Source organism: Pseudomonas sp. GL_135 (assembly GCF_057834665.1).
Genome location: NZ_CM174408.1, coordinates 2,362,795 through 2,387,727 on the forward strand (window position 1 = coordinate 2,362,795; position 24,933 = coordinate 2,387,727).

Sequence of the window (24,933 nt, forward strand, 5' to 3'; positions counted from 1 at the left end):
TGCTCTATCTTTTTTTATGAAGGTGCAAACCATGAAAGGCATCATCCGCATCGGCGACAGCACCACCGGCGGCGGCATCGTCAAAACCGGCTCGGACGCAATGATCTTTGAAGGCATCGGCGCCGCCCGCGTAGGCGACATCGTGCTTTGCCCATTGCCAGGCCATGGCACCACCCGCATTGCCCAGGGCAACTCGGGCTGCAGCGATGACGGCGTGCCGATCGCGTTCCACGGCGACCTCTGTGAGTGTGGCTGCGCATTGAACACCTCGCTGCCGGAAGCCAGCGCCGGCTGACGAAGCATGATGTTTTTCAACACCCGAGACACCCAAGACAAGGACATCTGTCATGAACAAGGACAACCCGACGCTGGCGTACTTCGATGCCGAGATGCGCTACCTGCGCGAAGCCGCTAAAGAGTATGCCGAGGCATTTCCCGACCGTGCCAGCGCATTGAACCTGGACAAGCCCGGGGCTCAGGACCCCGCCGTCGAACAGCTGTTCCAGGGCTTTGCGTTCCTGATGGGCCGACTGCGGGAAAAGCTCGACGACGACCTGCCGGAGCTAACTGAGGGCTTGGTCGGGCTGGTCAGCCCGCAGTACCTGCGCATGATTCCGTCGCTGTCGATCGTCGAGTTCTCGCCTGACATCCATGAGATGAAGACCAGCGAGACGATCCGCAAAGGCTTCGAGGTGCGCTCGCGACCTGTCGGCCCAGAGGGTACTCGCTGCCGTTACACCACCACGCAGGACCTGACATTGCGCGCGCTGTCGCTCGATGGCGTGGAGGTCGGGCAGCAGGCGGATGGCCGCTCCGTGATCAGGCTGCGGTTCTCCCTGGGCAAGTTGGTGCAGGGTGACACGATGGACCTGAGCAACCTGCCGTTGTACCTGAACGCCAGCGCGCCCGTAGCCAGCGCCTTGCACCAGGCGCTGGCGCTCAATGCCCGCAAGGTCTACCTGCGCAAGGGAAGTTCGGAACGCGAGGAGGTCGCTGTCAAATTCAGCCCCAAGGGTTTCGGTGACGAAGATCGACTCTGGCCTCACGCCGATGACCGTTCCAGCGGCTGCCCGTTATTGCTGGAGTATTTCAGCTTACCCGAGAAATTCATGTTACTCACGATCAAGGGCCTGGAGCAGGTGAAACTGGACGCCAACACAAAGGCGTTCGAGCTTGAGGTGGTGCTGGGTCAACCCTGGCCCCGCGGGTTTGCGCTCAGTGCCGAGCATGTTCGTCTTCACGCCGTGCCGGTCATTAACCTGTTTGCCCTGGAGGCAGACCCTCTGGCCCTCGACCCTTTGCAGACCGATTACCGCGTGCGGCCGGCGCATGTGGAGGATGCCGACACGGAAATCTATTCCGTGGACAGTGTTATCGCGGGCAAGCGTGCTGCGCGGCACGAGTATGTGCCCTTCACCCATTTTCAGCACAGGGGCGGCACGCTGCGTGATGACGCTCCGGAGCGCTATTTCCATACCCGGCTCAAACCCGCGCCAGATGGGTCCCACGACACATGGCTGGTTTTAGGGGGAGACGGTTTCGAACAGGACCGCTTGAACCCGGCACACCGCCTGACGCTGCAGTTGACGGGCACCAACGGGCGGCTGCCGCGAATGGCGTTGGCCGAGACGGTGCTGGACCAGCCTGCGCAGTCGAGTCGGCGGACATTGACCGTGCGCAACCTGTGCGCGCCGACGATGCCCTGTTACGCCCCTGACAAAGACCGTTTTCATTGGCGTGTTCTCAGTCACCTGGGCTCGAGTTTTCTGCCGCTGCTCGACAATGCCGAGGTCTTGCGCAATACGCTGGCGCTTTACGACTGGACCGACAGTCCGCTGAACCGGCGCCGGTTACAGTCGATCATCGAGGTTCGTCATCATCTGATCCAACGTTTTGAGGGCGGTTTTCTGCTGCGCGGTGTGGACATTGAAGTCACGCTGGAGGCAGGCAATTTCGCGGGGGAAGGGGACATTTGTCTGTTTGGTGAACTGCTCAGCCGCTTCTTTGCGCAGTACGCCGACATTCATCTGTTCAACCAGCTGACGTTGATCCTGCAACCGCAGGATAAACATTTGCGGTGGAGCGAAAACCACAGCCAGCGAGTACCCGGGTGAATCGTTAATTGGCGAGCACCGTGGCAGATTTTCTTTCATTGAGACGCTACGCTGCCCCAGAGCAAACATAGCGGTGTGGGAGCGAGCTTGCTCGCGATATAGGGCGGCAATCCGCCGACTATTTCAGCGCCTGGAATGCAGTATTCGCGAGCAAGCTCGCTCCCACAGGTTGTGTAATGCCCGAATGATCAAGTCGGCATAACACCTCTGCCGTGATTACTCGTCATACCCCAGGTTCGGCGCCAGCCAGCGTTCGGTCACGCTCAAATCCTGCTGTTTACGCGCCGTGTAGCTTTCCACCTGATCTTTGTCCACCTTGCCGACGGCAAAGTACTGGGCCTGCGGGTGGGCGAAATACCAGCCGCTGACCGCCGCCGCCGGGAACATCGCGTAGTGCTCGGTGAGGAACACGCCGCTGACGCCGGGTTTACCGTCGCCCTGGGCCGGGTCGAGGAGGTCGAACAGCACGCCTTTCTCGGTATGGTCCGGGCAAGCCGGGTAGCCGGGGGCAGGGCGGATGCCGGTGTATTGCTCCTTGATCAACTCGTCATTGCCCAACTGCTCATCGCGGGCATAACCCCAATACTCTTTGCGCACCTGCTGGTGCAGCCACTCGGCGCAGGCCTCGGCCAGACGATCCGCCAACGCCTTGACCATGATCGCGTTGTAATCGTCGCCCTTGTCCTGATATGCCTTCGACACTTCTTCCGCGCCGATGCCGGCGGTGGTGATGAAGCCCCCGACGTAATCGGTCACGCCGCTGCCCTGGGGCGCCACGAAGTCGGCCAGCGAGAAGTTCGGCTTGCCGTCGGTCTTGATGATCTGCTGGCGCAGGTGATGGAGCTTGGCCAGTGGGGCGCCGTTGTCGTCGAGCAATTGAATGTCGTCGTGATCGACCTGATTGGCCGGCCAGAAGCCGAACACGGCGCGGCTGCGGATCAGCTTCTCGTCGATCAGTTTGCGCAGCAGCTCCTGGGCGTCCTTGAACAGCGAGGTGGCCGCTTCGCCCACCACTTCGTCGGTCAGAATGCGCGGGTACTTGCCGGCCAGGTCCCATGAAATAAAGAACGGCGTCCAGTCGATGTAATCCACCAGCACGTTCAGGTCGATGTCTTCCAGCACCTTGACCCCGGTGAACGTCGGCTTCACAGGCTGGTAGACGGCCCAGTCGAACTGCGGCTTCTTGGCGATGGCCGCGCCGTAGCTCAGGCGCTCGGTGCGGGCGCTGCGGGCGGACGTGCGCTCGCGCACTTCGACGTATTCGGCGCGGGTCTTCTCGATGAAGCCGGCTTTCAGCTCCTTGGACAGCAGCTGCGTCGCCACGCCCACGGCGCGGGAAGCGTCGGTGACGTAGATCACCGCGTCGTTGCTGTACTTGGGCTCGATCTTCACCGCCGTGTGCGCTTTGGACGTGGTCGCGCCGCCGATCATCAGCGGCAGGTGGAAGTCCTGACGCTGCATCTCACGGGCAACGTGGACCATCTCGTCCAGGGACGGCGTGATCAGGCCGGACAGCCCGATGATGTCGCACTTCTGCTCGCGGGCGACCTGCAGGATTTTCTCCGCCGGCACCATTACGCCGAGGTCGACGATGTCGTAGCCGTTGCAGCCCAGCACCACGCCGACGATGTTCTTGCCAATGTCGTGGACGTCGCCCTTGACCGTCGCCATGAGGATCTTGCCCTTGGCTTCGGGCTTGTCGCCTTTCTCTTCTTCAATGAAAGGGATCAAATGCGCCACGGCCTGTTTCATCACGCGGGCGGATTTAACCACTTGCGGCAGGAACATCTTGCCCGAGCCGAACAGGTCGCCGACCACGTTCATGCCAGCCATCAGCGGGCCTTCGATGACCTCGATCGGGCGCTTGAACGACTGGCGCGAGAGCTCGGTGTCTTCAACGATGTGCGTGGTGATGCCCTTGACCAGCGCGTGCTTGAGGCGCTCGTTGACCTCCCAGCCGCGCCACTCTTCGGTTTCCGCTTCCTTGACCGAGCCGTCGCCCTTGTATTTGTCGGCAAGGGCCAGCAGCGCGTCGGTGCCTTCCGGGTTGCGGTTGAGCACCACGTCTTCCACCGCGTCACGCAGTTCGGCCGGAATCTGGTCGTAGATCTCCAGCTGGCCGGCGTTGACGATGCCCATGGTCAGGCCGTTGCGGATCGCGTGCAGCAGGAACACCGAGTGGATCGCCTCGCGCACCGGGTTGTTGCCGCGGAACGAGAACGACACGTTGGACACGCCACCCGAGGTCAGCGCATACGGCAGCTCATCGCGGATGTAGGCGCAGGCATTGATGAAGTCCACGGCGTAGTTGTTGTGCTCCTCGATGCCGGTGGCGATGGCGAAGATGTTCGGGTCGAAAATGATGTCTTCCGGCGGGAAGCCGACTTCGTTGACCAGAATGTCGTAGGAGCGCTTGCAGATTTCCTTCTTGCGCGCCTCGGTGTCGGCCTGGCCGGCTTCGTCGAAAGCCATCACCACCACTGCCGCGCCGTAGCGCTTGCACAACTTGGCGTGATGAATGAACTGCTCGACGCCTTCTTTCATGCTGATCGAGTTGACGATGCCCTTGCCCTGGATGCACTTGAGCCCGGCTTCGATGACCTCCCATTTCGAGGAGTCGATCATGATCGGCACGCGGGAGATGTCAGGCTCGCCGGCGATCAGGTTGAGGAAGGTCACCATGGCCTTCTTCGAGTCCAGCATGCCCTCGTCCATGTTGATATCGATCACCTGAGCGCCGGCTTCGACCTGCTGCAGGGCGACTTCCAGGGCTTCGGTGTAGTTGTCTTCACGGATCAGACGGGCGAAGCGGGCAGAACCGGTGATGTTGGTGCGCTCGCCGACGTTGACGAACAGCGAGCTGCGATCGATGGTAAACGGCTCCAGACCAGACAGGCGACAGGCCTTCGCGATCTCCGGAATCGGGCGCGGCGCGTAGGGCGCGACGGCGTTGGCGATGGCCTTGATGTGCGCCGGCGTGGTGCCGCAGCAACCGCCGACGATATTCAGGAAGCCGCTCTGGGCGAACTCTTCAACGACCTTGGCCATCTCTGCCGGGGCTTCGTCGTACTCGCCGAATTCGTTGGGCAGGCCGGCGTTCGGGTGCGCGGAAACATGGGTTTCAGCTTTATTGGACAGCTCTTCCAGGTACGGCCGCAGCTCGCTGGCGCCCAGCGCGCAGTTGAGGCCCACGGAGATCGGCTTGGCGTGGCGCACGGAGTTCCAGAACGCTTCTGTGGTCTGCCCGGAGAGGGTGCGACCGGAGGCGTCGGTGATGGTCCCGGAAATCATGATTGGCAGCTCGAAGCCCAGCTCGTCGAACACGCCCTGAACGGCAAAAATCGCCGCTTTGGCGTTGAGGGTGTCGAAGATGGTTTCGATGAGGATCATGTCCGCACCGCCTTCGATCAGGCCTTTGGTGGCCTCGGTGTAGTTCTCCACCAGTTCGTCAAAGGTCACGTTGCGGTAGCCGGGGTTGTTGACGTCCGGCGACAGCGAGCAGGTGCGGCTGGTCGGGCCGAGCACGCCGGCGACGAAGCGCGGCTTGTCGGGGGTTTCAAGGGTCTTGGCGTCGGCGACCTGGCGGGCCAGGCGTGCGCCTTCCACGTTCAGTTCATAGACCAGCGCCTCCATGCCGTAGTCGGCCTGGGACACCTGGGTGGCGTTGAAGGTGTTGGTTTCGAGTATGTCCGCGCCGGCGTCGAGGTATTCCTTCTCGATCGCGCCAATCACGTCGGGCCGGGTCAGGATCAGCAGGTCGTTGTTGCCCTTGACGTCGCTCGGCCAGTCGGCAAAGCGCTTGCCGCGGTAGTCTTCTTCCTCCAGTCGATAGCTCTGGATCATCGTGCCCATGCCGCCATCGAGGATCAGGATTCGCTGTTGAAGAGCCTGCTGGAGTGCTTGAAGACGCGCGCTGCGATCTGACATGAGGTTACCCGGATGAAAAAGTACGAAATAAGATGGCGCTGAAAGGTGCGAAATAATAGCAAACCTGCGCGGATTTAAATCATTTCGGGATTTACATGAATTATGTTCATGTTGGAGGCGGTGGTCGGATCTGCAATCTCGTCCTGCGTGCACATCCATCGTTAGCGCGCAATGGCCCCAGTGACACTGCCCCAAACGCTGAAACCCTTATAAAACATGGCGCGCAGCCATTATGCAGCCCGTCAGTGAAGCCGAACCTTTTTGCAACGTTTGAAGTCGGACATTGGGAGTCGCTCTTCGGCACCCGCTCTTTTTGAGTGTGGGATTGAAGGTCAATCCAGACGAAGCAAGAGGTTGCAGATGTTGATTTCGGTTCAGGCCCTGCGGGCACTCGCCGCGTGGGCTGTTGTGTGTCACCACTTCATGCAGATTTTTTTCGACTTCCATCCGAGTGGGCCGGTTGGCCGTTTTTTCACTGAAAAAGGTGCTGTCGGCGTCGACGTCTTTTTCGTCATCAGCGGTCTGGTCATTTACCTTTCGACCGTGGACAAGGATATTCCGGCCGGCCGCTTCATGCTCAACCGGGTGATTCGCATCGTCCCCGCGTATTGGCTGTACACCCTGGTGATGGGCCTGCTCGTGGTCGTCGCACAGCCGCTGTTGCCCCATCAGGTGGTCGACTGGCAGAGCTTCGTCTTGTCGCTGTTGTTTATCCCTTCGGAAAATCCTGGTGGTTACGGCCTCTATCCCACCCTGAACGTGGGCTGGACGCTGAATTACGAGATGTTGTTTTACGTGCTGTTTTCGATGGTCTTCCTGTTTCAGCAACGGCTACGCCCGTTAATCCTGGCGGCGGCACTGTTTGCCATTACTGACGTGCTGGGTCGCTCCGGGCTGGTCAGCCGGTTCTATGCCAATGACATCGTCTATGAGTTCCTGCTTGGCATCTTCGTGGGTGTGATGTACCGCCGGGGCTGGATCAGCGAAAGGCTGTGGTTGCCGTTGATCGCAATCGGCGCTGCGCTGTTCACCATCGACCACCTGCAACCGGCGCCCCGCATCATCAATTGGGGCCTGCCGAGCGCGGTCATCGTCGTCGCGTGCATCTCCCTCGAACCCTATCTACGAAATTACCGCCTGCTGAAAACCATGGGCGACTGTTCGTACTCGGTGTACCTGCTCCACGTGCTGGTGCTCTATGCGGGATGGCTGGTGAGCGAGCGTTACGGCGTTAACCCCTATCTGGTCTTCGCCGTCTGCGTGCCAGTCATCGCGCTCGGGGCGTGGCTCAGTTATGAGTGGATCGAGAAGGGGCTGTACCGGCGCATGAAAGGCTGGCTGGACCAGAGGAGGGCGAGCAAGGAGGCGGCGCTGTCGTGACAGGCGTCGGGCAGTCGATGGGTCGCTTACCCGACTAATTTACTAGGGCTTTGTCAGGCGCAGTTGATTGGCGTAAACTGCACCCCACGTCTGCGAGGAATTTTCATGACCGCTATTACGATTACCGATGCCGCCCACGATTTCCTGGCTGATCTGCTGGAAAAGCAGAACACGCCCGGCATCGGCATCCGCGTGTTTATTACCCAGCCTGGCACCCAATACGCTGAAACCTGCATTGCCTATTGCAAGCCAGGCGAAGAGAAACCCGAAGACACGGCCATTGGCCTGAAAAGCTTCACCGCCTGGATCGACGCATTCAGCGAAGCGTTTCTGGACGATGCCGTGGTCGATTACGCCACCGACCGCATGGGCGGACAGCTGACCATCAAGGCCCCGAATGCCAAGGTGCCGATGGTTAACGCCGACAGCCCAATCAACGAACGCATCAATTACTACCTGCAGACCGAGATCAACCCAGGGCTCGCCAGCCATGGCGGTCAGGTGACCTTGATCGAGGTGGTGGAAGAGGATGCGGCCAATGTCGCCATTCTGCAGTTCGGCGGCGGTTGTCAGGGTTGCGGTCAAGCGGATGTGACGCTCAAGGAAGGCATCGAGCGCACCCTGCTGGAGCGCATCCCCGAGCTGACCGGTGTGCGTGACGTGACCGACCACACTCAGAAAGAAAACGCGTATTACTGAGAAGTGATGGCGTGGCAAGCAAAGCCCCGACTGGTTCGGGGCTTTTTTGTGGGCGCTCGCCAACGTCTTGAGGCGCACGCTAGGGCCTGAACACATGGGCGTGGCCCGCGCGATACAGCGATGATTCGCTGAACAGGTCGTTGCCCAACACTCTGCCTACCAGAATCAGCGCGGTGCGGCGGAATCCCTTGATCCGCACCTTTTCCTCGATGTCCGCCAGCGTGCCGGTGACCCAGTCCTGATCCGGCCAGCTGGCGCGATGCACCACGGCAATCGGGCAATCGGCGCCATAGTGTGGGGTCAGCTCGGCGACGATCTTGCCGAGGTTACTCACCCCCAAGTGAATCGCCATGGTCGCCTGATGCTGCGCCAGATCACCGAGGGCTTCGCCTTCTGGCATGTCGGTTTTGTCGGCGTAGCGGGTCAGGATCACGCTCTGGGAAATGTCCGGCAGCGTCAGCTCCGTGCCAAGCAATGCAGAGCACGCTGCGGTGGCAGTGACGCCGGGAATGATTTCGAAGGGGATCTGCAGCTCGCGCAGGCAGCGGATCTGCTCGCCGATGGCGCCATACAGGCTCGGATCGCCCGAGTGAACACGCGCCACATCCTGGCCTTGCGCATGAGCGGATTTCATCAGATCGATGATCTGCTCAAGGTGCAACGAAGCGCTATTGGCGACCTGAACCGCCTGATGACCTTCCAGCACTGCTTCAGGCACCAGGGAACCGGCGTAAATGATCACCGGGCAGGAGCGAATCAGCCGCTGGCCTTTGACAGTGATCAGGTCCGGATCGCCGGGGCCTGCGCCGATGAAAAAAACAGTCATGGGGTGTCCTGATTGGAATTCATTTGAGCACGCGGTTTGCTGTTGTGGGACCGGCTTTAGCCGGGAAGAGGCCCGCATGCCCCCCCCCAAATTTGCAGTGTGACGCCTGGCGCTTTCCCGGCTAAAGCCGGTCCCAACAACAGTCCGCGTTCATATTTCAGCAGCCGTACGCGAATCGCCTCTGTGGGACTGGCTTTAGCCGGGAAGGGGCCCTCGGGCACACCATCAAAATCTGCGGTGTGACCACTGACGCTTTCCCGGCTAAAGCCGGTCCTACAAGATCGTGTCATATCTCAATGAATGCACGCGGTCTGCTTTAGTGGGACTGGCTTTAGCCGGGAAGGGGCCCTCGGGCACACCATCAAAATCTGCGGTGTGACCACTGACGCCTTCCCGGCTAAAGCCGGTCCTACAAGACCGTGTCATATCTCAATGAATGCACGCGGTCTGCTTTAGTGGGACCGGCTTTAGCCGGGAAGGGGTCTGCATGTACGCCCCCAAATTTGCAGTGTGACGCCTGGCGCTTTCCCGGCTAAAGCCGGTCCTACAGTTTGAGCCGGTCCTACAAGGGTTGGCCGGTCCTACAAGATTGCGGTTGCCAGCGCAAACGTCGCATGGGGGCTCTTTCGGCGGGGTATGGCCAGGGTCGCGGGCGAGCCGGTCAACCGCGTCGCCATCGCCAGCGCCGCGCTTTCTGCCACGCCGTAGCAGCCGGTGCGTTCAAAGGCGATGTCCGAGCGATGGCTCAGCTGTGCCTCGTAAGCCGCTAGATCATCCGCACTGAAGAACCCAATCGTCAGCCCCAAGCCATGGCCCAGTTCCAGCAATCCCGCCTCAGCCGACTTGCCGTCAATGGAGGCGAGGGCGGCAACGTCCTTTAGCTGAAGCTGACATTCGCGCAGACCATCCTCCATCAACTGCCGAAGCTCCAGCGCCGAACAGCCGCGCTGGCAGCCCAGACCGACCACCCACAGCGGTCGATCGCGCAACTCGTTCACAGAGCAGGGTTCAAACCGGCTTGCGTCGCGGGCATGCCACTACGACGAAACAGCCAGGCGCTGATCCAGCCCAGGGCAATCCAGAAAACCGCATTGGTCAGCAGCGACGCAATCTTGAATTGCGCTTCAAGGGCTTCCGGGGCGAGTGCCGAATGCACCGCCGGCTGAGGGGCGCCGACGATATGCGGCACCACCAGAATCATTGCGCCCACAACCTTCAACAGCCAGTGCCGGGCAAACACCATCAACGCCAACCCTGCAGCCGTGGAGGCAGCAGTGCCCACCCACCAGATCTGCCGTTGGGTCAGGTCCGCCGCGACGGTACCGGGCAGTTCGGGCGGCAGACCAAGAGTGGGCGCCAGCACAAACACGGCATAACCGGCCAATCCCCACAGCACGCCTTCGCGAGCACTCGTCGGCGTACGCAAGGTGTACAAGGCCGCCAGCATCAGCGCGAAACCGACCGCGACTACCAGATTGCCACCCGTGGTGGACAGCACGCGCTGCCAGCCGTCTTCAGGCTCCCAGGCTTCGGCGTCATGAACGTGGCCGGCCATCGCACCGTCGGCGTGCTCGTGCATCTCGGTAGCCGGAGCCTTTTCGTAGGTCTCCGCCTGCAGGATCAACGGCGCGACCGAGAAGCTCTGCAGCAGTGTCAACAACAGGGCGGCGAGCAGTCCGGTGAACCCGGCCGTTTGCGCAATTCGCTTGAACATGGCGGCAGGTCTCAATGGCAAGGGAAGGCGGAGCTGTGACGGGTGTCGTGTGCCGCGTTGTGCACCGCATCGATGTGGGAGAAACCGGCGAAGTACACCAGAAATGCACCGAGAAACATCGCGCTGACGGCGGCAACAAGGCGCTGGCTTTGCGTGGCAGTCACGGCCGTTGTGGTGTTGCTGGCGGTGCCGGACGTCTGGCGGGGTGTGCTGATGGACATGGCGCTTCCCTCTGAAGTGGTTTCAGCGGACGGAAAGGCGCAAAGACACCGCAGGCGAATGCCGGCAGTGCTCAACAGCGCCCGCCCACCGCGGGTTGTTATGGTGTGTTGTCGGGCCGGTCTCCGGGCTCGCGAGGGGCACATGCATCAGCCGTTACAGCCATCGTGCCTTCAAGAATCGCCTTCCCATATCGATGCCGACACAGTGGATCTGACTCTTCACTCGCTTACCGTTGCGGGGGCAGCACCGGACTGATGCACACCCGAAGGTCTGCACGCACCGGTTTCCCGTTTCACCCTGTGAAGGGCACCCGTAACAAGGTGTGTAGAAGACCACGCACGGTTCGAGTCGTCAATCTTAGGGTCATTCGGTGCGTCAATCGGCGCGGCAATCACTGCAACGGCGCGATTGACCGGCCTGCGGTCACTGCGTAGCCTTGCGCACTTGAGGTTCGCCGGCCGCCTTTTCATGTATCAAGGCCACCGGCGCTAAGAAGGGAATGCGGTTTCAAGCCGCAGCTGCCCCCGCAACTGTAAGCGGACAGTTTCATTGCACAGCCACTGCGCGAGCGGGAAGGCGCGATGAATGCCAGTCGCCTGACGATGCCTGTCAGCAACCGGACGCCGTGAGCCAGGAGACCTGCCTCGAATCGGACCGCCTGCAAGCGGCCGAGGAATTCCACTACAACCGGGCGGGGTGATCCGGTGGCGAATCGAACCGCGCGCCTGCTTCGGCCGGCCCTGCGCTGTTTTCGTCCTCGTTGCCCCGCCGCACGCCTGAGGGCAACCGATGAAAACACTGGCCAAACTTCCCGTCACCATCGTCACCGGCTTTCTCGGCTCGGGCAAAACCACCTTGCTGCGGCACATGCTCGACAACGCCGAAGGACGACGCATCGCCGTCATCGTCAATGAATTCGGCGAGCTGGGCATCGACGGCGACATCCTCAAGCAGTGCACCATCGGCTGTACCGAAGAAGAGGCCGTCGGTCGCGTTTACGAACTGGCCAACGGCTGCCTGTGCTGCACCGTTCAGGAAGAGTTCTTCCCGGTGATGCAGGAACTGGTCGCCCGCCGCGGCGACCTCGATCACATCCTCATCGAAACCTCGGGCCTGGCCCTGCCGAAGCCGCTGGTGCAAGCCTTTCAGTGGCCGGAAATTCGCAACGCCTGCACCGTCGACGCGGTGATCACCGTGGTCGACAGCCCGGCCGTGCTCGCTGGCACCTTCGCCGCGTTTCCGGATCAAGTCGACGCCCAGCGCAAGCTCGACCCGAACCTTGACCACGAATCCCCGCTGCACGAGCTGTTCGCCGACCAACTGGCCAGCGCCGATCTGGTCGTGCTGAACAAGGCCGACATGCTCGACGCCGATGCGCTGGCCGCCGTGCGCGCAGAAGTCGCCGAAGAATTGCCGCCAGCGGTAAAAATCGTCGAAGCGAACCGGGGGCAGCTGCCGATCAGCGTGTTGCTGGGGCTCGGCGCCGAATCCGAGCTGCACATTGATGGCCGCAAGACCCATCACGATCACCACGAAGGCGACGATCACGATGATCACGACCATGACGCCTTCGATTCCATCTCCATTACGCTGCCCCAGGCGGACGAATCGCTGTTGCTTGACGCGCTGACCCAGGCCGTCGTCCAGCACGGCATCCTGCGCGTCAAAGGCTTCGCTGCGATTCCCGGCAAACCCATGCGCCTGCTGGTGCAAGGCGTCGGCACGCGCTTCGACAAGCATTTCGACCGCGCCTGGAAGCCTGACGAAGCCCGGGAAACCCACCTGGTGCTGATCGGCCAGGAGCTGGACCCCGGCGTCCTCGAAGCGCAATTGCGCGCAGCTCTCTCAGCGATCAAAGGCTAACCATGCACCTGCTGCGCACTCAGCCCGGCGGCTTCGTTCCTGACGACAGCATCGCTGACCTGGGCCAGACCCCCGCCGAGCTGGTGATCCTGTGCAGCGCCGACTCGAATCTGGCCCTGCTGGCTGAAACCGCGCAGCAACTGCCGGGTGACTACCCGAGCCTGCGCCTGGCCAATCCGATGCAGGTGCAAAATCATGCATCGGTGGATTTGTACGTCGACGAGGTGCTGCGCCACGCCAAAGTCATCCTGATTTCCCTGCACGGCGGCATCGGCTACTGGCGTTATGGCGTCGAGCGGCTGGTGGAACTGGCGGCAAAGGGGGTGAAGCTGATTCTGGTGCCGGGTTGTGATCGCCCGGACCCCGAGCTGAGCGGCCTGAGCACGGAGTCTGCCGAAGACCGTGATCGGCTCTGGCATTACCTGCGTCAGGGCGGCAAGCACAACGCGCTGGCGCTGTTCAACTTCATCGCCACACGCTGGCTGGGCGGCGACTATCCCTGGGTCGAGCCGCAAACCTTGCCGCGCACCGTCATTTACCATCCGCAGAACACCAACGCCGATTTGGCCCGCTGGCAGGCCGATTGGCGCGCGGATCAGCCGGTCGCCGCCGTGCTGTTTTATCGCTCCCACTTGCAAGCGGCAAACACCGGTTTCATCGATGTGTTCTGCGAGCGCTTGTCGGCCCAGGGATTGAACCCATTACCGATCGCTGTCGCCAGCCTGAAAGAAGCCGGCTGCATGAGCGCGATACAGGATTGGCTCGACGAGGTGGACTGCGAGGTCATCCTCAACACCACCGGGTTTGCTCAATCGAACCCGGAAGCGCCGGATGTACGACCGTTTCGCCGGGACATCCCGGTCATTCAGGCCATTTGCGCCCAGGACAATGAACCCGCCTGGCGGGCAAGCGCCCAAGGGCTGGGCCCCCGCGACCTGGCGATGCACATCGCGCTGCCGGAACTGGACGGTCGCATCATCAGCCGGCCGATCAGCTTCAAGGACCTGGCCTGGCACAGCGAGCGCAGCCAGTCCGACGTGGTCTGCTACCGCGCCCAGCCGGGGCGCATGGATTTCGTCGCCGAACTGGCCCGGCGCTGGGTGCTGCTGGCCCGCACGGCCAACGCCGACAAGCGCGTGGCGCTTATTCTCGCCAACTACCCGACCCGTGACGGGCGCATCGGCAATGGCGTCGGCCTCGACACGCCGGCGGCCGCCCTGAACATCCTTAAGGCGATGCAGGCCGAGGGCTACCCGGTCGAAGGCTTGCCCGAAACCGGCACTGCGCTGATTCATGCCCTGCTTGGCGGTGTCACCAATGACCCGGACAGCCTCGATCAGCGGCCGTGCCATCAGAGCATGGCCATGGACGAGTACCTGGCGGCGTTTCAGGAGTTGCCTGAGGCCAATCGCGACGCCGTGATGGCTCGGTGGGGCGCGCCGCAGACAGATCCGATGTGTCGCGAAGGGCGGATGATGATCGCCGGCCTGCGTTTCGGCATGACCTTCGTCGGCATTCAACCGGCGCGGGGCTACAACGTCGATCACAGCGCGGTGTATCACGATCCTGATCTGGTGCCGCCCCACGGTTACCTGGCGTTCTACTTCTGGCTGCGCAAACGCTATGGCGCCCACGCCGTCATCCACGTCGGCAAGCACGGCAATCTGGAGTGGCTGCCAGGCAAAGGGGTCGGTTTGTCCGAGCACTGCTGGCCCGACGCGATCCTTGGCCCAATGCCGAATATCTACCCGTTCATCGTCAACGATCCGGGCGAGGGCGCACAGGCCAAGCGCCGTACCCAGGCGGTGATCATCGACCACTTGATGCCGCCGCTGACCCGCGCCGAAACCTACGGGCCGCTGCGCGACCTTGAACTGCTGGCGGACGAATACTACGAAGCGCAGCTGCTTGACCCGCGCCGCGCCCGGGAGCTGCAAAAGGACATTCTACGGTTGGTGCGCGAAACCCATATCGACCGCGAACTGGCGATGGACGGGGACGCCAGCAGCGAGGCCGATGCCGCCGTGTGGTTGCCGCGCCTGGACACCTATCTGTGTGACCTCAAGGAATCGCAAATTCGCGATGGCCTGCACGTGTTTGGCGAGTCGCCCACTGGACGGCTGCGCATCGACACGCTGCTGGCGATGGTGCGCGTGCCTCGCGGCGATGGTCGCGGCGGTCAGGCGAGCCTGTTGCGCGTTTTGAGTCAGGCGCTGGCACTGGATTTCGACCCTTTGGACTGTGACCTCGGCGCGCCGTGGACCGGCGATAAACCTCAGGTATTACATGAGGTCAGCGCTGAACCGTGGCGCACCACGGGTGACACCCGCGAGCGGCTGGAGCTGCTGGCCGCGCAGATGATTGAGCAGATCGCCTCTGGAATCGAGGTGAGTAATCGCTTTGAAAACAAAGGTTTATCAGAAGTTGTTGATTCTCTGCATGAAGTCGTGATCCCGCGCCTCGACGCCTGTGGTCCTGCGGAGATGTCCAACCTGCTCAGCGCGCTAAGTGGGCGTTTCGTCCCGGCGGGGCCAAGCGGCGCCCCCAGTCGCGGACGGCTGGACGTGTTGCCCACCGGGCGCAACTTCTTCTCGGTGGACGTGAGAAACCTGCCGACCATGACCGCGTGGCGCATTGGTTTCCAGTCGGCGAATCTGTTGCTGGAGAGGCACTTACAGGACCATGGTGATTACCTCCGTCAGCTGGGTCTTTCGGTGTGGGGCACGGCAACCATGCGCACAGGCGGCGATGACATCGCTCAGGCCATGGCGTTGATGGGGGTGCGTCCGGTGTGGGCGACGGGCAGTCAGCGCGTGGATGATTTCGAAATCCTGCCCTTGAGCCTGCTAGATCGGCCTCGGGTCGATGTGACCCTGCGGGTGTCCGGTTTTTTCCGCGACGCGTTCGCCAACCTGATCCGCCTGTTCGATGCGGCGGTGCAGGCCGTCGCCGCGCTGGACGAGCCCGACGACATGAACCCTCTGGCGGCGCGCGTGCGCCAGGAGCGTGAGCAACTGCTGCGCGACGGTCTGGATGCCGATCAAGCGGCGAAGCAGGCCGGCTGGCGCATCTTCGGCGCCAAACCGGGCGCGTATGGCGCGGGGGTGCAGAACGCCATCGACGGACGCTTGTGGCAAAGCCGCGACGACCTCGCCGAGGTCTACTTGAACTGGGGCGGCTACGCCTATGGCGGCAGCGACGAGGGCACGCCGGCCCGTGACGGTTTTGCCAGGCGGCTGAGCCAGGTTCAGGCGGTGCTGCAGAATCAGGACAACCGCGAACACGATCTGCTGGATTCCAACGATTACTACCAGTTCCAGGGCGGGATGCTGGCGGCGGTGGAAAGCCTGTCCGGCGAAAAGGTCGCCAGTTATCACGGCGACCACAGCCAGCCCGATCTGCCGAAAATCCGCACGCTGAAGGAAGAACTCAACCGGGTGGTGCGCTCGCGGGCGGCCAATCCGAAGTGGATCGAAGGGGTCAAGCGCCACGGCTACAAGGGCGCGTTCGAGATGGCGGCGACGGTGGATTTCCTGTTCGCCTTCGACGCCACCACCGAACTGATCGACGACCACCAATACGCGCTGCTCGCCGACGCCTATCTGCTGGACGCCTCGACCCGCGATTTCATCCAGCAGCACAACCCCGACGCATTGCGGGACATGACCGAGCGCATGCTCGAAGCCCAGCAGCGCGGCTTGTGGCAGGAGCCGGGCGAGTACCGCGAGGCGCTGGAGAATCTGTTGCTGGACATCGAAGAGTCATGAGGATGGATGAGCGCCTGCCCGGCAGTGCGCACAGACGCCTGACGGGCTTGAACAACGTGACTGCCCTGCCGCTTGACGAGAATCGAACATGACCGACACCCCACATTTTCCCTTGGCCGCCGTCGTCGGTGCCGATGACCTGAAGCTCGCCTTGTGCCTGACCGCCATCGACCCGAAAATCGGCGGCGTGTTGATTGAAGGGCCGCGCGGCATGGCCAAATCGACCCTGGCCCGAGGGCTGGCGGATCTGTTGGCCAGCGGTCAGTTCGTCACGCTGCCGCTGGGCGCCACCGAGGAGCGGCTGGTCGGCACGCTGGACCTTGACGCGGCACTGGGCGAGGGCCGCGCGGCTTTCTCCCCTGGGGTTCTGGCGAAGGCGGACGGCGGCGTGCTGTACGTCGATGAGGTTAATCTGCTGCCGGACCATCTGGTCGATCTGCTGCTGGATGTGGCCGCCAGCGGCGTTAATCTGGTGGAGCGCGACGGCATCTCCCATCGCCACGCGGCGCGCTTCGTGCTGATCGGCACCATGAACCCCGAAGAGGGCGAGCTGCGGCCGCAATTGCTCGACCGTTTCGGCCTGAACGTGGCGTTGAGCGGGCAGACAGTGCCGCACCAGCGCGGGCAGATCATTCGCCGCCGGCTGGATTTCGACGCCGACCCTGAAGCGTTCTGCGCGCAATGGGCCCCGCAACAGCAGGCATTGAAGGCCCGTTGTGAAACCGCCCGTGAACTATTGCCGAGCATCGAGCTGGATGACGTCAGTCTGGGCCTGATCACCGAGCGTTGTTTTGCCGCCGGGGTCGACGGTTTGCGGGCGGATCTGGTCTGGTTGCGCGCGGCCCGTGCCCATTCAGCCTGGCGTGGCGGAGCCCATATCACTGAAGCGGACATCGACGCCGTGGCTGATTTCGCCCTGCGCCACCGTCGGCGCGAGCCGCAACCCCCCCATCACTCCCAGCCTCAGCCGCCTGCGCCGTCAGAGCAAACCCCGCCGACACCCGATGACGGTGCTCGGCCGCAACATGACGCGTCAGAATCAGGCGAGGGCAGTTGGGGCGAGCTACCCGCTCGCAGCGTGCAAACCGGCAATCGCAAAGAAGTGCCCCACTGGTCAAAAAAGCCCTAGGCATTCGCCCCCGCCTGTCGAAGGGGGCGAATGCCAGCCCTCGACCGGGCGCAGCGGGTGGCGGTAAAAATGGCGCCGCACGCTCAGGTGCCGACGGCGCCATTGCCTGGCTGCCGACGTTGCTGCGCGGCCGCCCTCGGGCTCGTGCCGATCTGGTGCATCAACCCCGCAGTCGCCGGCCGGAGCAGCTCTGGCTGGTGATCGTCGACGCGTCGGCATCGACCCGACGCAATCAGGCGTTGAGTCAGGCGAAGGGGTTATTGGCAGGGGTGTTCGACGATGCCTATCGGCAGCGCGCCAGACTGGCGTTGCTCACCGCCAGCGGCAAGGGCGCCCGCTGGCAGCATCAGGGCCTGAAGGCCAGCGCTACGTTGCAGCCCTGGCTGGATGCATTGGGCGCTGGGGGCGGCACGCCGCTGTTTGATGCGATCAACCAGGCCGCGGCCTGGTCAGCCAAGCGGCAGAAGCGCTGCCCGGCGGAACAGCAACGGGTGCTGATTCTCACGGACGGGCGGGTCAAGGACATGCCGACGCTATCAGCACGACCGGCGCAGCCGCTTCCTTTGTTCAGCAGCCCCGTGCTGCTGATCGACATCGAGCGCGGGCCCATCCGACTGGGCCGCGCCCGGGACATCGCCGCGCAACTAGACGCTGACTACCGCCACATCGACGAGTGCTGAGCGCACGTCGCCGGCAGGTGTGTGATCAGCAGGTCTCAGGCCGGCATGGTCCACGGCTCAAGGCTGTAGCCTTCACCGCTGATCTCCGCACGGGCCTGTTCAAGAAACTGCGCCAGTTGCTTCGGATCGGAGTAGGCGCTGCTGGGGATCTGCTTGCGGCCAATGCGGGTGCTGGTGCGGTCGACGACCGTCAGGCTCAGCTCGCCGTTGCCATCCTGTGGGGCCCAGGCCACGCACTGGAAGGGTTCAAAGGCGTGACCGGCAATCAGCAAAGCATCGTTGAAGCGCAAGGGGGCGTTCATGGACTGTCCTCAAAGTGCCCGTATCCGTTGTGCACCGGCGGCGGGCGTTTCGCTCGGTGGTGACTGGTGTCGCTACCTGTACTGATGACCGTCCCCCACGGCTGAGTCACACCCATTCCTGAAATTTCCTGATTTATTTTGAACGAACGTGAGGCCGCGCTTCCTTCCCGCGCCTGGGTGAGCTGTTCCGGCGCCGGGGTTTTCAGGCCCAGCGACGTTCGATCTCGCACGCTGCTGCTAAGCACGTTTCGATCTCAGGCTTATAGAGAATCGATCCAAGGGCGTGTCAAAAATCTTGCTATGGTGTCAATCGGCCTTCACAAGCCACTGTTTATAAGAACGTTTTCTCCATGGATCACTACGCGACCCCGGCGCCAAGGAATCAAACATGCATGATCTGGCCTCCATCCGCCGCCTGCTGATCGTCGAACCGTGCGAGGAATGTTTGCAGCTGGTCCCCGGCTTGCGTATCGCGGGTTGGGATGTCGACAGCTGCACCCTGCAAGAGGCGGCGTTGCGTCCCTGCGACGTAGGTCTTATCCGCCTGCTGCCCGAGCATTTCGCCCACCCCGAAGTGGTCAAATCCCTTATTTCCCGAAGCAACACCGAATGGATCGCTGTGCTGACCAGCGAGGACCTGCGCCGCGAGCACATCGGTGATTTCGTCTGCGAATGGTTCTTCGATTTCCATACCTTGCCCTTCGATGTCGCGCGGGTGCAGGTCACGTTAGGGCGCGCCTACGGGATGGCGCGACTGCGAGCCAAAGACGCCAGCCATCCCAATGGTCTCCCTGTTGGCGAGAACCCGGGGCAGCAACTTCTGGGGGAAAGCCGGCCGATGCGCGAGTTGCGGCGTTTGCTGGGCAAGCTGGCGCCCACTGAATCGCCAGTGCTGATCCGAGGCGAAGGCGGGACAGGCAAGGAATTGATCGCGCGCACGTTGCATGGACAGTCCCAGCGCCGCGAGCAGCCCTTTATTTCGGTCAACTGCGGGGCGGCTTCGGAGGGTTTGCTGCAGGAAGAGCTCTTCGGCGACGCAGGGGAGACAGTCGACGCATCACGCCAACGCAAGCCGGGGCGCATCGAAGAAGCCAACGGCGGCACCTTGTTTCTCGACGGAATTGGCGATCTGCCCCTGGACGTGCAGGCCAACCTGCTGCGGTTTTTGCAGGATCGGCACATCCAGGTGGCCGGCGAACGCATCCCGGTCGATGTACGGGTCCTGGCGGCGACCCACGTCGACCTGGAAGCGGCGATTCGCATGAAGCGTTTTCGTGAAGACCTGTATTACCGGCTCAATGTGTTGCAAGTGGGCACCGCACCTTTGCGTGAACGGCACGGCGATCTGGCGTTGCTGGCCAATCACTTCGCTCAGTTCTACAGCCGGGAGACCGGCCGGCGGGCGCGCAATTTCAGTCAGGACGCGCTGGTCGCCATGGGCAAGCACGACTGGCCCGGCAACGTGCGGGAGCTGGAAAACCGGGTTCGTCGCGGGCTGGTGCTCGCAGAAGGGCGGCAGATTGAAGCGTTTGACCTCGGCTTGCTGGGCGAAGAGGAAATCAGCTCCAGCATGGCCACCCTGGATGAGTACAAGTCCCGGGCGGAACGGCAAGCGCTGTGTGATGTGTTGACCCGTCACAGCGACAACCTCAGCGTAGCGGCCAAAGTGCTGGGCATTTCGCGGCCCACGTTCTATCGCTTGCTGCACAAACACCAGATTCGTTGACCCGGCGTCGGGCGATTTATGCCCCGACGCCACCTTCCGGGTGTTTTGCATTCAGCCGTTGATCAACCGGGCGACCCGCTGCAGCACATGTTCGTTGCGCTCGCTCCAGCTTCCTTCAATCACAGCGAAAGGCTGCCCGTGGGCCACCAGCCATTGCCGGCTGGCCTCGAAGAATGCCTGGCGTTCCCCCAGATCCGGCTGGCAGCGCTGACCGTCGCCGACCCATTCGACGCCGTCGGGCGATAGCAACAGGTGCAGATCGTACTGGCGCTCGACGAGGGCGGCTTCGAGCCAGGCCGGGCAGTCGTTGAACAGCGTACGACTCCAGAGGATGTTGCTGAGCAAATGGGTGTCGAGGATCAGCAGTGCCGGCTTGATTGCGCGGGCGGCGTCTTCCCGGGCCAGTTGCTCGTGGGCGATGACGTCGATGTCAGCGTAAACGGTGTCCCGCTGCACCTCATCGATGTACTGGCGGACGTATTCGCCCACCAGCACGCCACCGAACTGTCGTTGGATCTCTTCCGCCAGCCAGCTCTTGCCGCTGGATTCAGGCCCTGTCAGTACCAGCACTTTCATCCCGGTCAACGCGCCAGCGCTGGGTCGGCGCGCCAGTCACGCCAGCCTTGCACGGCGAGCAGGGTGAACAGGGCATAGAGGCCGGCGGTGAGGTACAGCGCCTTGTAGAGAAACAGACCGACGAAGATGACATCGAGGAGGATCCACAGCGGCCAGCACTGCACGCGTTTTTGCGCCATCCAGACCTGCGCCACCAGGCTGTAGCCGGTCAGTGTGGCGTCGAGCCAGGGTTGCGCAGCGTCGGTCAAGTGGGCCATGGCCGCGCCAAGCACGAGGCTGACCACCGCGCCGGCCGCCAGACTGAGCAACAGACTGCCGCTGCCCAGCGAGGTGACGAGGCGGCCGTTGTCTGCCGCGCCCCGTCGGGTCCACTGCCACCAGCCGTATAGCTGCAGCCCGGCGTAGACCACCTGCAGCAGCATGTCGGAGTAAAGCTTCACGTCAAAGAAGATCCAGGTGTAGAGCAGCACCATGACCAGGCCGATCGGCCAGCACCACGGGTTCTGTTTGACTGTCAGCCAGACGGCTATGACACCGAGTGCAGCGGCGAACAGCTCAAGCCCAGACATGGCAACTCCTGAAGAGACGGTGGAAAAACGGGTCGGCGATTGTAGGCGCTTTATCGCCCGAGGTGGGGGGCGATGATGCGTCGGAAGCGTCTGAAAAGGCAGCGGAAAACCTTCAGGGCATCCAGTGGCGCTCATAGAGAAAATGTAACGGGCGCGGGGCGAACGTCAAAGGCTTCGCGCCAGTATTCATGCTAGCGCGTTCGTCAGAAAGGTCTGCTAGCATCGCCGCGCTCATGCCCGAGCCAGACCGCTTCAGCGTTCATGCTTTTTTTACGCGGGACCGTTTATCGTTCGCGCAACAGTTTGTAATACAAATCAAGAGAGCCTTGCCATGAGCAGGTTCCAGCCGGGGGAATGATGGATCTTTGGACCGCTGCACAGGCGCTGATACTTGGGGTTGTGGAAGGGCTGACGGAATTTCTGCCGATCTCCAGCACGGGCCATCAGATCATCGTCGCTGATCTGATCGGCTTTGGCGGCGAGCGCGCGATGGCGTTCAATATCATCATTCAACTGGGGGCGATCCTCGCAGTGATGTGGGAGTTTCGCCGCAAGATCCTCGACGTCGTCAGCGGTTTGCCGACGCGGCCCGAGGCGCGTCGATTCACCCTCAACCTGATCATCGGCGTGCTGCCGGCCATGGTCCTCGGGGTGCTGTTTTCCGACCTGATCCACGAATACCTGTTCAACCCGATCACCGTGGCCGTTGCACTGGTGGTCGGCGGCTTCATCATGCTCTGGGCCGAGCGCCGCGAGCATGCGATTCACGCCGAAACCGTGGATGAGATGACGTGGGTGGATGCGTTGAAGGTCGGCTTCGCGCAATGCCTGGCGATGATTCCCGGCACCTCGCGGTCGGGCTCGACCATCATCGGCGGGCTGCTGTTCGGCCTGTCGCGCAAGACCGCCACCGAGTTTTCGTTCTTTCTGGCGATGCCCACCATGATCGCGGCTTCGGTGTACTCCGGTTACAAATACCGCCACCTGTTCCAGCCCGACGATTTGCCAGTGTTTGCCATCGGCTTCATCGCCGCGTTCATCTTCGCGATGATCGCCGTGCGTGGCTTGCTCAAGTTCATCGCCACCCACAGCTACGACGTGTTCGCCTGGTACCGCATCGCCTTCGGTTTGCTGATTCTGGCGACCTGGCAATTCGGCTGGGTCGACTGGTCCAGCGTGCAGGGCTGATCTTTCAATGACTCAGCGCTCTGAACCGCAAAACCCGGGTCGACCGGCTGCTGGCAAGCCTGTTGCGGTGCGCTTCCTGAAACTCAAGCTCCTGGCGCTCTTGTTGCTGTGCGGCTTGCCGGTTTACGGGGTTGTGACGTATTGGACGCGCGGCGGCAGCTGGCTGCCGGCGGCGATCTACGCGCTGATGAGCGTTGTTGCCTTTGCCTCGTACGGCTACGACAAGCAGCAGGCCCGGCACGGCGGCCAGCGTACGCCGGAAAAGCTGCTTCACGGAATGGAACTGCTCGGTGGCTGGCCCGGCGCACTGCTGGCCCAGCAGGTGTTCCGCCACAAAACTCGCAAGTTTTCCTACCAGTTGCTGTTCTGGCTGATTGTGCTGCTGCACGAGTTATTCTGGATCGACCGTCTGCTGTTCGGCGGTCGCCTGATCTCGCGCCACCTGTTTTAAACGAATCACCTACGACTCTGGACGGGCGCGGTCACAGCTTCAGTGCCACCTGCCGGCGCTTCGACAGTTTGCCGACCACTAACTGGTGGGAGCGGGTCAGCAATTCCTTCAGCTCGTCTTCGCCCATGGCGAACGGATAGGTGAGGGTGATCCAGTGGGCGCGGGCGAGGTACGGCGCAGGTCGCACGCCCGGACGGTCAACGTAGCCGAGGAACAGCTCGGCGCCGACCTTGAACGACAGGTCGTTGCCCGCCAGGCCCATCACGGCGAACATTTTGGTGTCTGCGACAGAGAACACCCTGATGCCGCCCCATTTGTAGTCCTCCCGCGCGCCCGGAAGGCTCAGGCAGAACGTAGCAACTGCTTCAATCTGAAGGGCTTCAACTCGCATGAGGAGTTCCAGGTTGAAAAAGTGCATTCTGCCACAGGCTTGAATGGAGTTTTATTCCGGGGGAGTCATAAGCGTCCTCAGTATGATGGGCTTTGCCTCGGACTGCATACGGCCAGCCTTGCAGAAGCTATCAGTCGTAAACGCCGTTGCGCTGAAAGTCGCGGAGTAGATTGCGAGCCAACCCGTGAGTGCGGGTTTAAAACTGAATGCCGGGCTTGCACCACAGTGCCGCTCATCGAAATGGCAAGGTTTTCGAGCAAAACCTGTCATTTCTGACAGTAGTCGGGCAAGGCTATCGGGGGGAGAATTCGAAACATTGTACTCAACCAACGAGAAAAGAGGTGTGCCATGGACAAGGCTGATATTGCTGCCAAGATTAAGGAAATAATCGCCGATAAAGTTGGTGTTCTTGAAGAGGACGTTTCTGAGAAATCGAGGTTCATCGACGACTTGGGCGCTGACTCAATCGACCTCAAAGAGCTAGTGATGGCGGTGGAAGGCGAGTTCGAGATTGAGATAACGGATGAAGAAGCTGAATCTATTAAGACGGTTGGCCAGGTAATCGATTTGATTTTCACCAAAAACCACTGAGAAAGTATTGAGATGGGCTGTTTGGTACAGCCCTCTCTCATCAGCCAACTATTATTCATCTAGGGGTCGTCTTCTGATATTTCCTTGCAACGGGTGCAAACACCCCAAAACTCCAGTTATCTCAAACCATCGCTCAAATGTTGCGCGCGCGGCATCAGCGGCGGGGTGAGTGGATAGCGGTCGGGGCGCTGCTCCTTTCCCGCCCAGGTATCACCGGGAATAACGGGTGAAGATCAGGTCAGTCGCCGCCGGCAGTTTGTTGTGGCAGGCGAAGCAGCTGTTGGCGAGTTTCTCGCTGGGGTTGGCGTTGCCCTCTTCAAATTGCCCATAACCCCAGCCGCCGGTGCTGGCGAAGCGTTTCGAATCCTTGATTTCAATCTGCACGTTGGTCGGGTCCCCCGCGACGAACGATTGCTCACGACCGAAGACCGCGTTGTTCTGCGCGGACACCTCGTAGTTGTAGGCAAGGCGGGCGATGATCGCGCCGTCCGGAAATGGCCGGATGCCGTCTCTGAAGGCTTGCATGGCGATGTCGTTGCCGAGGATGACCCGGATGTCCTGTTTGTCCCCGGCTTCATGGGCGATGCTCACGAACGGCCAGTCGCGGTACCCCGGTGGCAGCGTTACGCCAAACACCGGCGAGGCGTCGGGTGGCGCGCCTTGGGGTGCTTCAGCCCTCGCCTCGGAGGAAAGCCCGAACTTCGAAAGCCCGAGCCATGTAAGACCGATCAGTGCGCAGAGCGCGCTGGCGGTCACCGAGGCAAAACGCATGTTCCGGGTCATCACAGATTCTCCCGTGGGTAGACAAAGGTGAACGC

The 24,933-nt window shown here is 61.9% G+C and carries 22 protein-coding genes and 2 riboswitches; of the genes, 12 read left to right on the forward strand and 10 right to left on the reverse strand.

Annotated elements, in window-relative coordinates:
- The first annotated feature begins 31 nt into the window (after positions 1-31).
- Positions 32-295, forward strand: coding sequence for a PAAR domain-containing protein (locus AC3ISG_RS10540; RefSeq protein ID WP_122623207.1), 264 nt, complete (start codon positions 32-34; stop codon positions 293-295).
- 52 nt (positions 296-347) lie between these two features.
- Positions 348-2,114 (forward strand): type VI secretion system baseplate subunit TssF, encoded by a 1,767-nt coding sequence (gene tssF, locus AC3ISG_RS10545; protein WP_489299203.1) that lies wholly within the window; start codon positions 348-350, stop codon positions 2,112-2,114.
- 216 nt (positions 2,115-2,330) lie between these two features.
- Here the strand turns inward: tssF and metH are convergent, their stop codons facing one another.
- Positions 2,331-6,041: a methionine synthase gene (gene metH, locus AC3ISG_RS10550; RefSeq protein WP_489299204.1), complete on the reverse strand. Its 3,711-nt coding sequence runs from the start codon at positions 6,039-6,041 to the stop codon at positions 2,331-2,333.
- Between the two features lie 360 nt (positions 6,042-6,401).
- Here metH and AC3ISG_RS10555 point away from each other — a divergent pair, with 360 nt between their 5' ends.
- Both AC3ISG_RS10555 and nfuA read left to right on the forward strand, forming a co-directional pair.
- Positions 6,402-7,421: an acyltransferase family protein gene (locus tag AC3ISG_RS10555; RefSeq protein ID WP_122538500.1), complete on the forward strand. Its 1,020-nt coding sequence runs from the start codon at positions 6,402-6,404 to the stop codon at positions 7,419-7,421.
- Positions 7,422-7,526: 105 nt separating this feature from the next.
- Entirely contained in the window at positions 7,527-8,120 is a 594-nt protein-coding gene (nfuA, locus tag AC3ISG_RS10560) for a Fe-S biogenesis protein NfuA (RefSeq protein WP_489299205.1), read from the forward strand.
- Positions 8,121-8,199: 79 nt separating this feature from the next.
- Here nfuA and cobM read toward each other — a convergent pair whose 3' ends face one another.
- The 4 genes from cobM to AC3ISG_RS10580 all read right to left on the reverse strand — a co-directional run bounded on the left by cobM (position 8,200) and on the right by AC3ISG_RS10580 (position 10,881).
- Positions 8,200-8,946 carry a precorrin-4 C(11)-methyltransferase gene (gene cobM / locus AC3ISG_RS10565; RefSeq protein WP_489299206.1) on the reverse strand — a complete coding sequence of 249 codons (747 nt, stop codon included), beginning with the start codon at positions 8,944-8,946 and terminating at the stop codon, positions 8,200-8,202.
- 581 nt (positions 8,947-9,527) lie between these two features.
- Positions 9,528-9,944: a cobalamin biosynthesis protein gene (locus tag AC3ISG_RS10570; RefSeq protein ID WP_489299207.1), complete on the reverse strand. Its 417-nt coding sequence runs from the start codon at positions 9,942-9,944 to the stop codon at positions 9,528-9,530.
- Complete coding sequence (locus tag AC3ISG_RS10575; RefSeq protein WP_489299208.1) at positions 9,941-10,660, reverse strand: CbtA family protein; 720 nt, start codon at positions 10,658-10,660, stop codon at positions 9,941-9,943. Before AC3ISG_RS10575 ends, AC3ISG_RS10570 begins: the two co-directional genes overlap by 4 nt.
- Before the next feature lie 11 nt (positions 10,661-10,671).
- Positions 10,672-10,881: a CbtB domain-containing protein gene (locus tag AC3ISG_RS10580; RefSeq protein WP_122538509.1), complete on the reverse strand. Its 210-nt coding sequence runs from the start codon at positions 10,879-10,881 to the stop codon at positions 10,672-10,674.
- A gap of 97 nt (positions 10,882-10,978) precedes the next feature.
- Positions 10,979-11,211: riboswitch (cobalamin riboswitch) on the reverse strand.
- A gap of 101 nt (positions 11,212-11,312) precedes the next feature.
- Positions 11,313-11,543: riboswitch (cobalamin riboswitch) on the forward strand.
- Positions 11,544-11,671: 128 nt separating this feature from the next.
- Between AC3ISG_RS10580 and cobW the strand changes: the two genes are divergently transcribed.
- From cobW to AC3ISG_RS10600, 4 genes are all read left to right on the forward strand, one after another.
- On the forward strand, positions 11,672-12,745 hold the full coding sequence (gene cobW / locus AC3ISG_RS10585; RefSeq protein WP_489299209.1) for a cobalamin biosynthesis protein CobW: 1,074 nt from the start codon (positions 11,672-11,674) through the stop codon (positions 12,743-12,745).
- A gap of 2 nt (positions 12,746-12,747) precedes the next feature.
- Positions 12,748-16,512 carry a cobaltochelatase subunit CobN gene (gene cobN, locus AC3ISG_RS10590; protein WP_489299210.1) on the forward strand — a complete coding sequence of 1,255 codons (3,765 nt, stop codon included), beginning with the start codon at positions 12,748-12,750 and terminating at the stop codon, positions 16,510-16,512.
- An 88-nt stretch (positions 16,513-16,600) separates the two neighbouring features.
- On the forward strand, positions 16,601-17,641 hold the full coding sequence (locus AC3ISG_RS10595) for a magnesium chelatase ATPase subunit I (RefSeq protein WP_489299211.1): 1,041 nt from the start codon (positions 16,601-16,603) through the stop codon (positions 17,639-17,641).
- A 101-nt stretch (positions 17,642-17,742) separates the two neighbouring features.
- Positions 17,743-18,321, forward strand: a complete 579-nt coding sequence (locus AC3ISG_RS10600; RefSeq protein ID WP_489299497.1) for a vWA domain-containing protein — start codon at positions 17,743-17,745, stop codon at positions 18,319-18,321.
- 35 nt (positions 18,322-18,356) lie between these two features.
- Here the strand turns inward: AC3ISG_RS10600 and AC3ISG_RS10605 are convergent, their stop codons facing one another.
- Entirely contained in the window at positions 18,357-18,623 is a 267-nt protein-coding gene (locus tag AC3ISG_RS10605) for a hypothetical protein (RefSeq protein ID WP_062381945.1), read from the reverse strand.
- Between the two features lie 388 nt (positions 18,624-19,011).
- Between AC3ISG_RS10605 and AC3ISG_RS10610 the strand changes: the two genes are divergently transcribed.
- Complete coding sequence (locus AC3ISG_RS10610) at positions 19,012-20,349, forward strand: sigma 54-interacting transcriptional regulator (RefSeq protein WP_489299212.1); 1,338 nt, start codon at positions 19,012-19,014, stop codon at positions 20,347-20,349.
- Between the two features lie 51 nt (positions 20,350-20,400).
- Here AC3ISG_RS10610 and AC3ISG_RS10615 read toward each other — a convergent pair whose 3' ends face one another.
- Both AC3ISG_RS10615 and pnuC read right to left on the reverse strand, forming a co-directional pair.
- Complete coding sequence (locus AC3ISG_RS10615) at positions 20,401-20,925, reverse strand: AAA family ATPase (RefSeq protein ID WP_489299213.1); 525 nt, start codon at positions 20,923-20,925, stop codon at positions 20,401-20,403.
- A gap of 5 nt (positions 20,926-20,930) precedes the next feature.
- Positions 20,931-21,494 (reverse strand): nicotinamide riboside transporter PnuC, encoded by a 564-nt coding sequence (gene pnuC, locus AC3ISG_RS10620; RefSeq protein ID WP_489299214.1) that lies wholly within the window; start codon positions 21,492-21,494, stop codon positions 20,931-20,933.
- 357 nt (positions 21,495-21,851) lie between these two features.
- Between pnuC and AC3ISG_RS10625 the strand changes: the two genes are divergently transcribed.
- The gene (locus AC3ISG_RS10625) at positions 21,852-22,682 is read left to right on the forward strand and encodes an undecaprenyl-diphosphate phosphatase (protein ID WP_272635228.1); all 831 of its coding nucleotides are present in this window, start codon (positions 21,852-21,854) and stop codon (positions 22,680-22,682) included.
- 7 nt (positions 22,683-22,689) lie between these two features.
- Entirely contained in the window at positions 22,690-23,133 is a 444-nt protein-coding gene (locus AC3ISG_RS10630; protein ID WP_489299215.1) for a DUF1294 domain-containing protein, read from the forward strand.
- A gap of 31 nt (positions 23,134-23,164) precedes the next feature.
- Here AC3ISG_RS10630 and AC3ISG_RS10635 read toward each other — a convergent pair whose 3' ends face one another.
- Complete coding sequence (locus AC3ISG_RS10635; RefSeq protein ID WP_122538715.1) at positions 23,165-23,524, reverse strand: MmcQ/YjbR family DNA-binding protein; 360 nt, start codon at positions 23,522-23,524, stop codon at positions 23,165-23,167.
- 348 nt (positions 23,525-23,872) lie between these two features.
- Here AC3ISG_RS10635 and acpP point away from each other — a divergent pair, with 348 nt between their 5' ends.
- Entirely contained in the window at positions 23,873-24,115 is a 243-nt protein-coding gene (gene acpP, locus AC3ISG_RS10640; RefSeq protein ID WP_489299216.1) for an acyl carrier protein, read from the forward strand.
- A 210-nt stretch (positions 24,116-24,325) separates the two neighbouring features.
- On the opposite strand, the gene AC3ISG_RS10645 is transcribed toward acpP, so the two are convergent.
- Positions 24,326-24,898, reverse strand: a complete 573-nt coding sequence (locus tag AC3ISG_RS10645) for a cytochrome P460 family protein (RefSeq protein WP_489299217.1) — start codon at positions 24,896-24,898, stop codon at positions 24,326-24,328.
- Between the last annotated feature and the right edge of the window lie 35 nt (positions 24,899-24,933).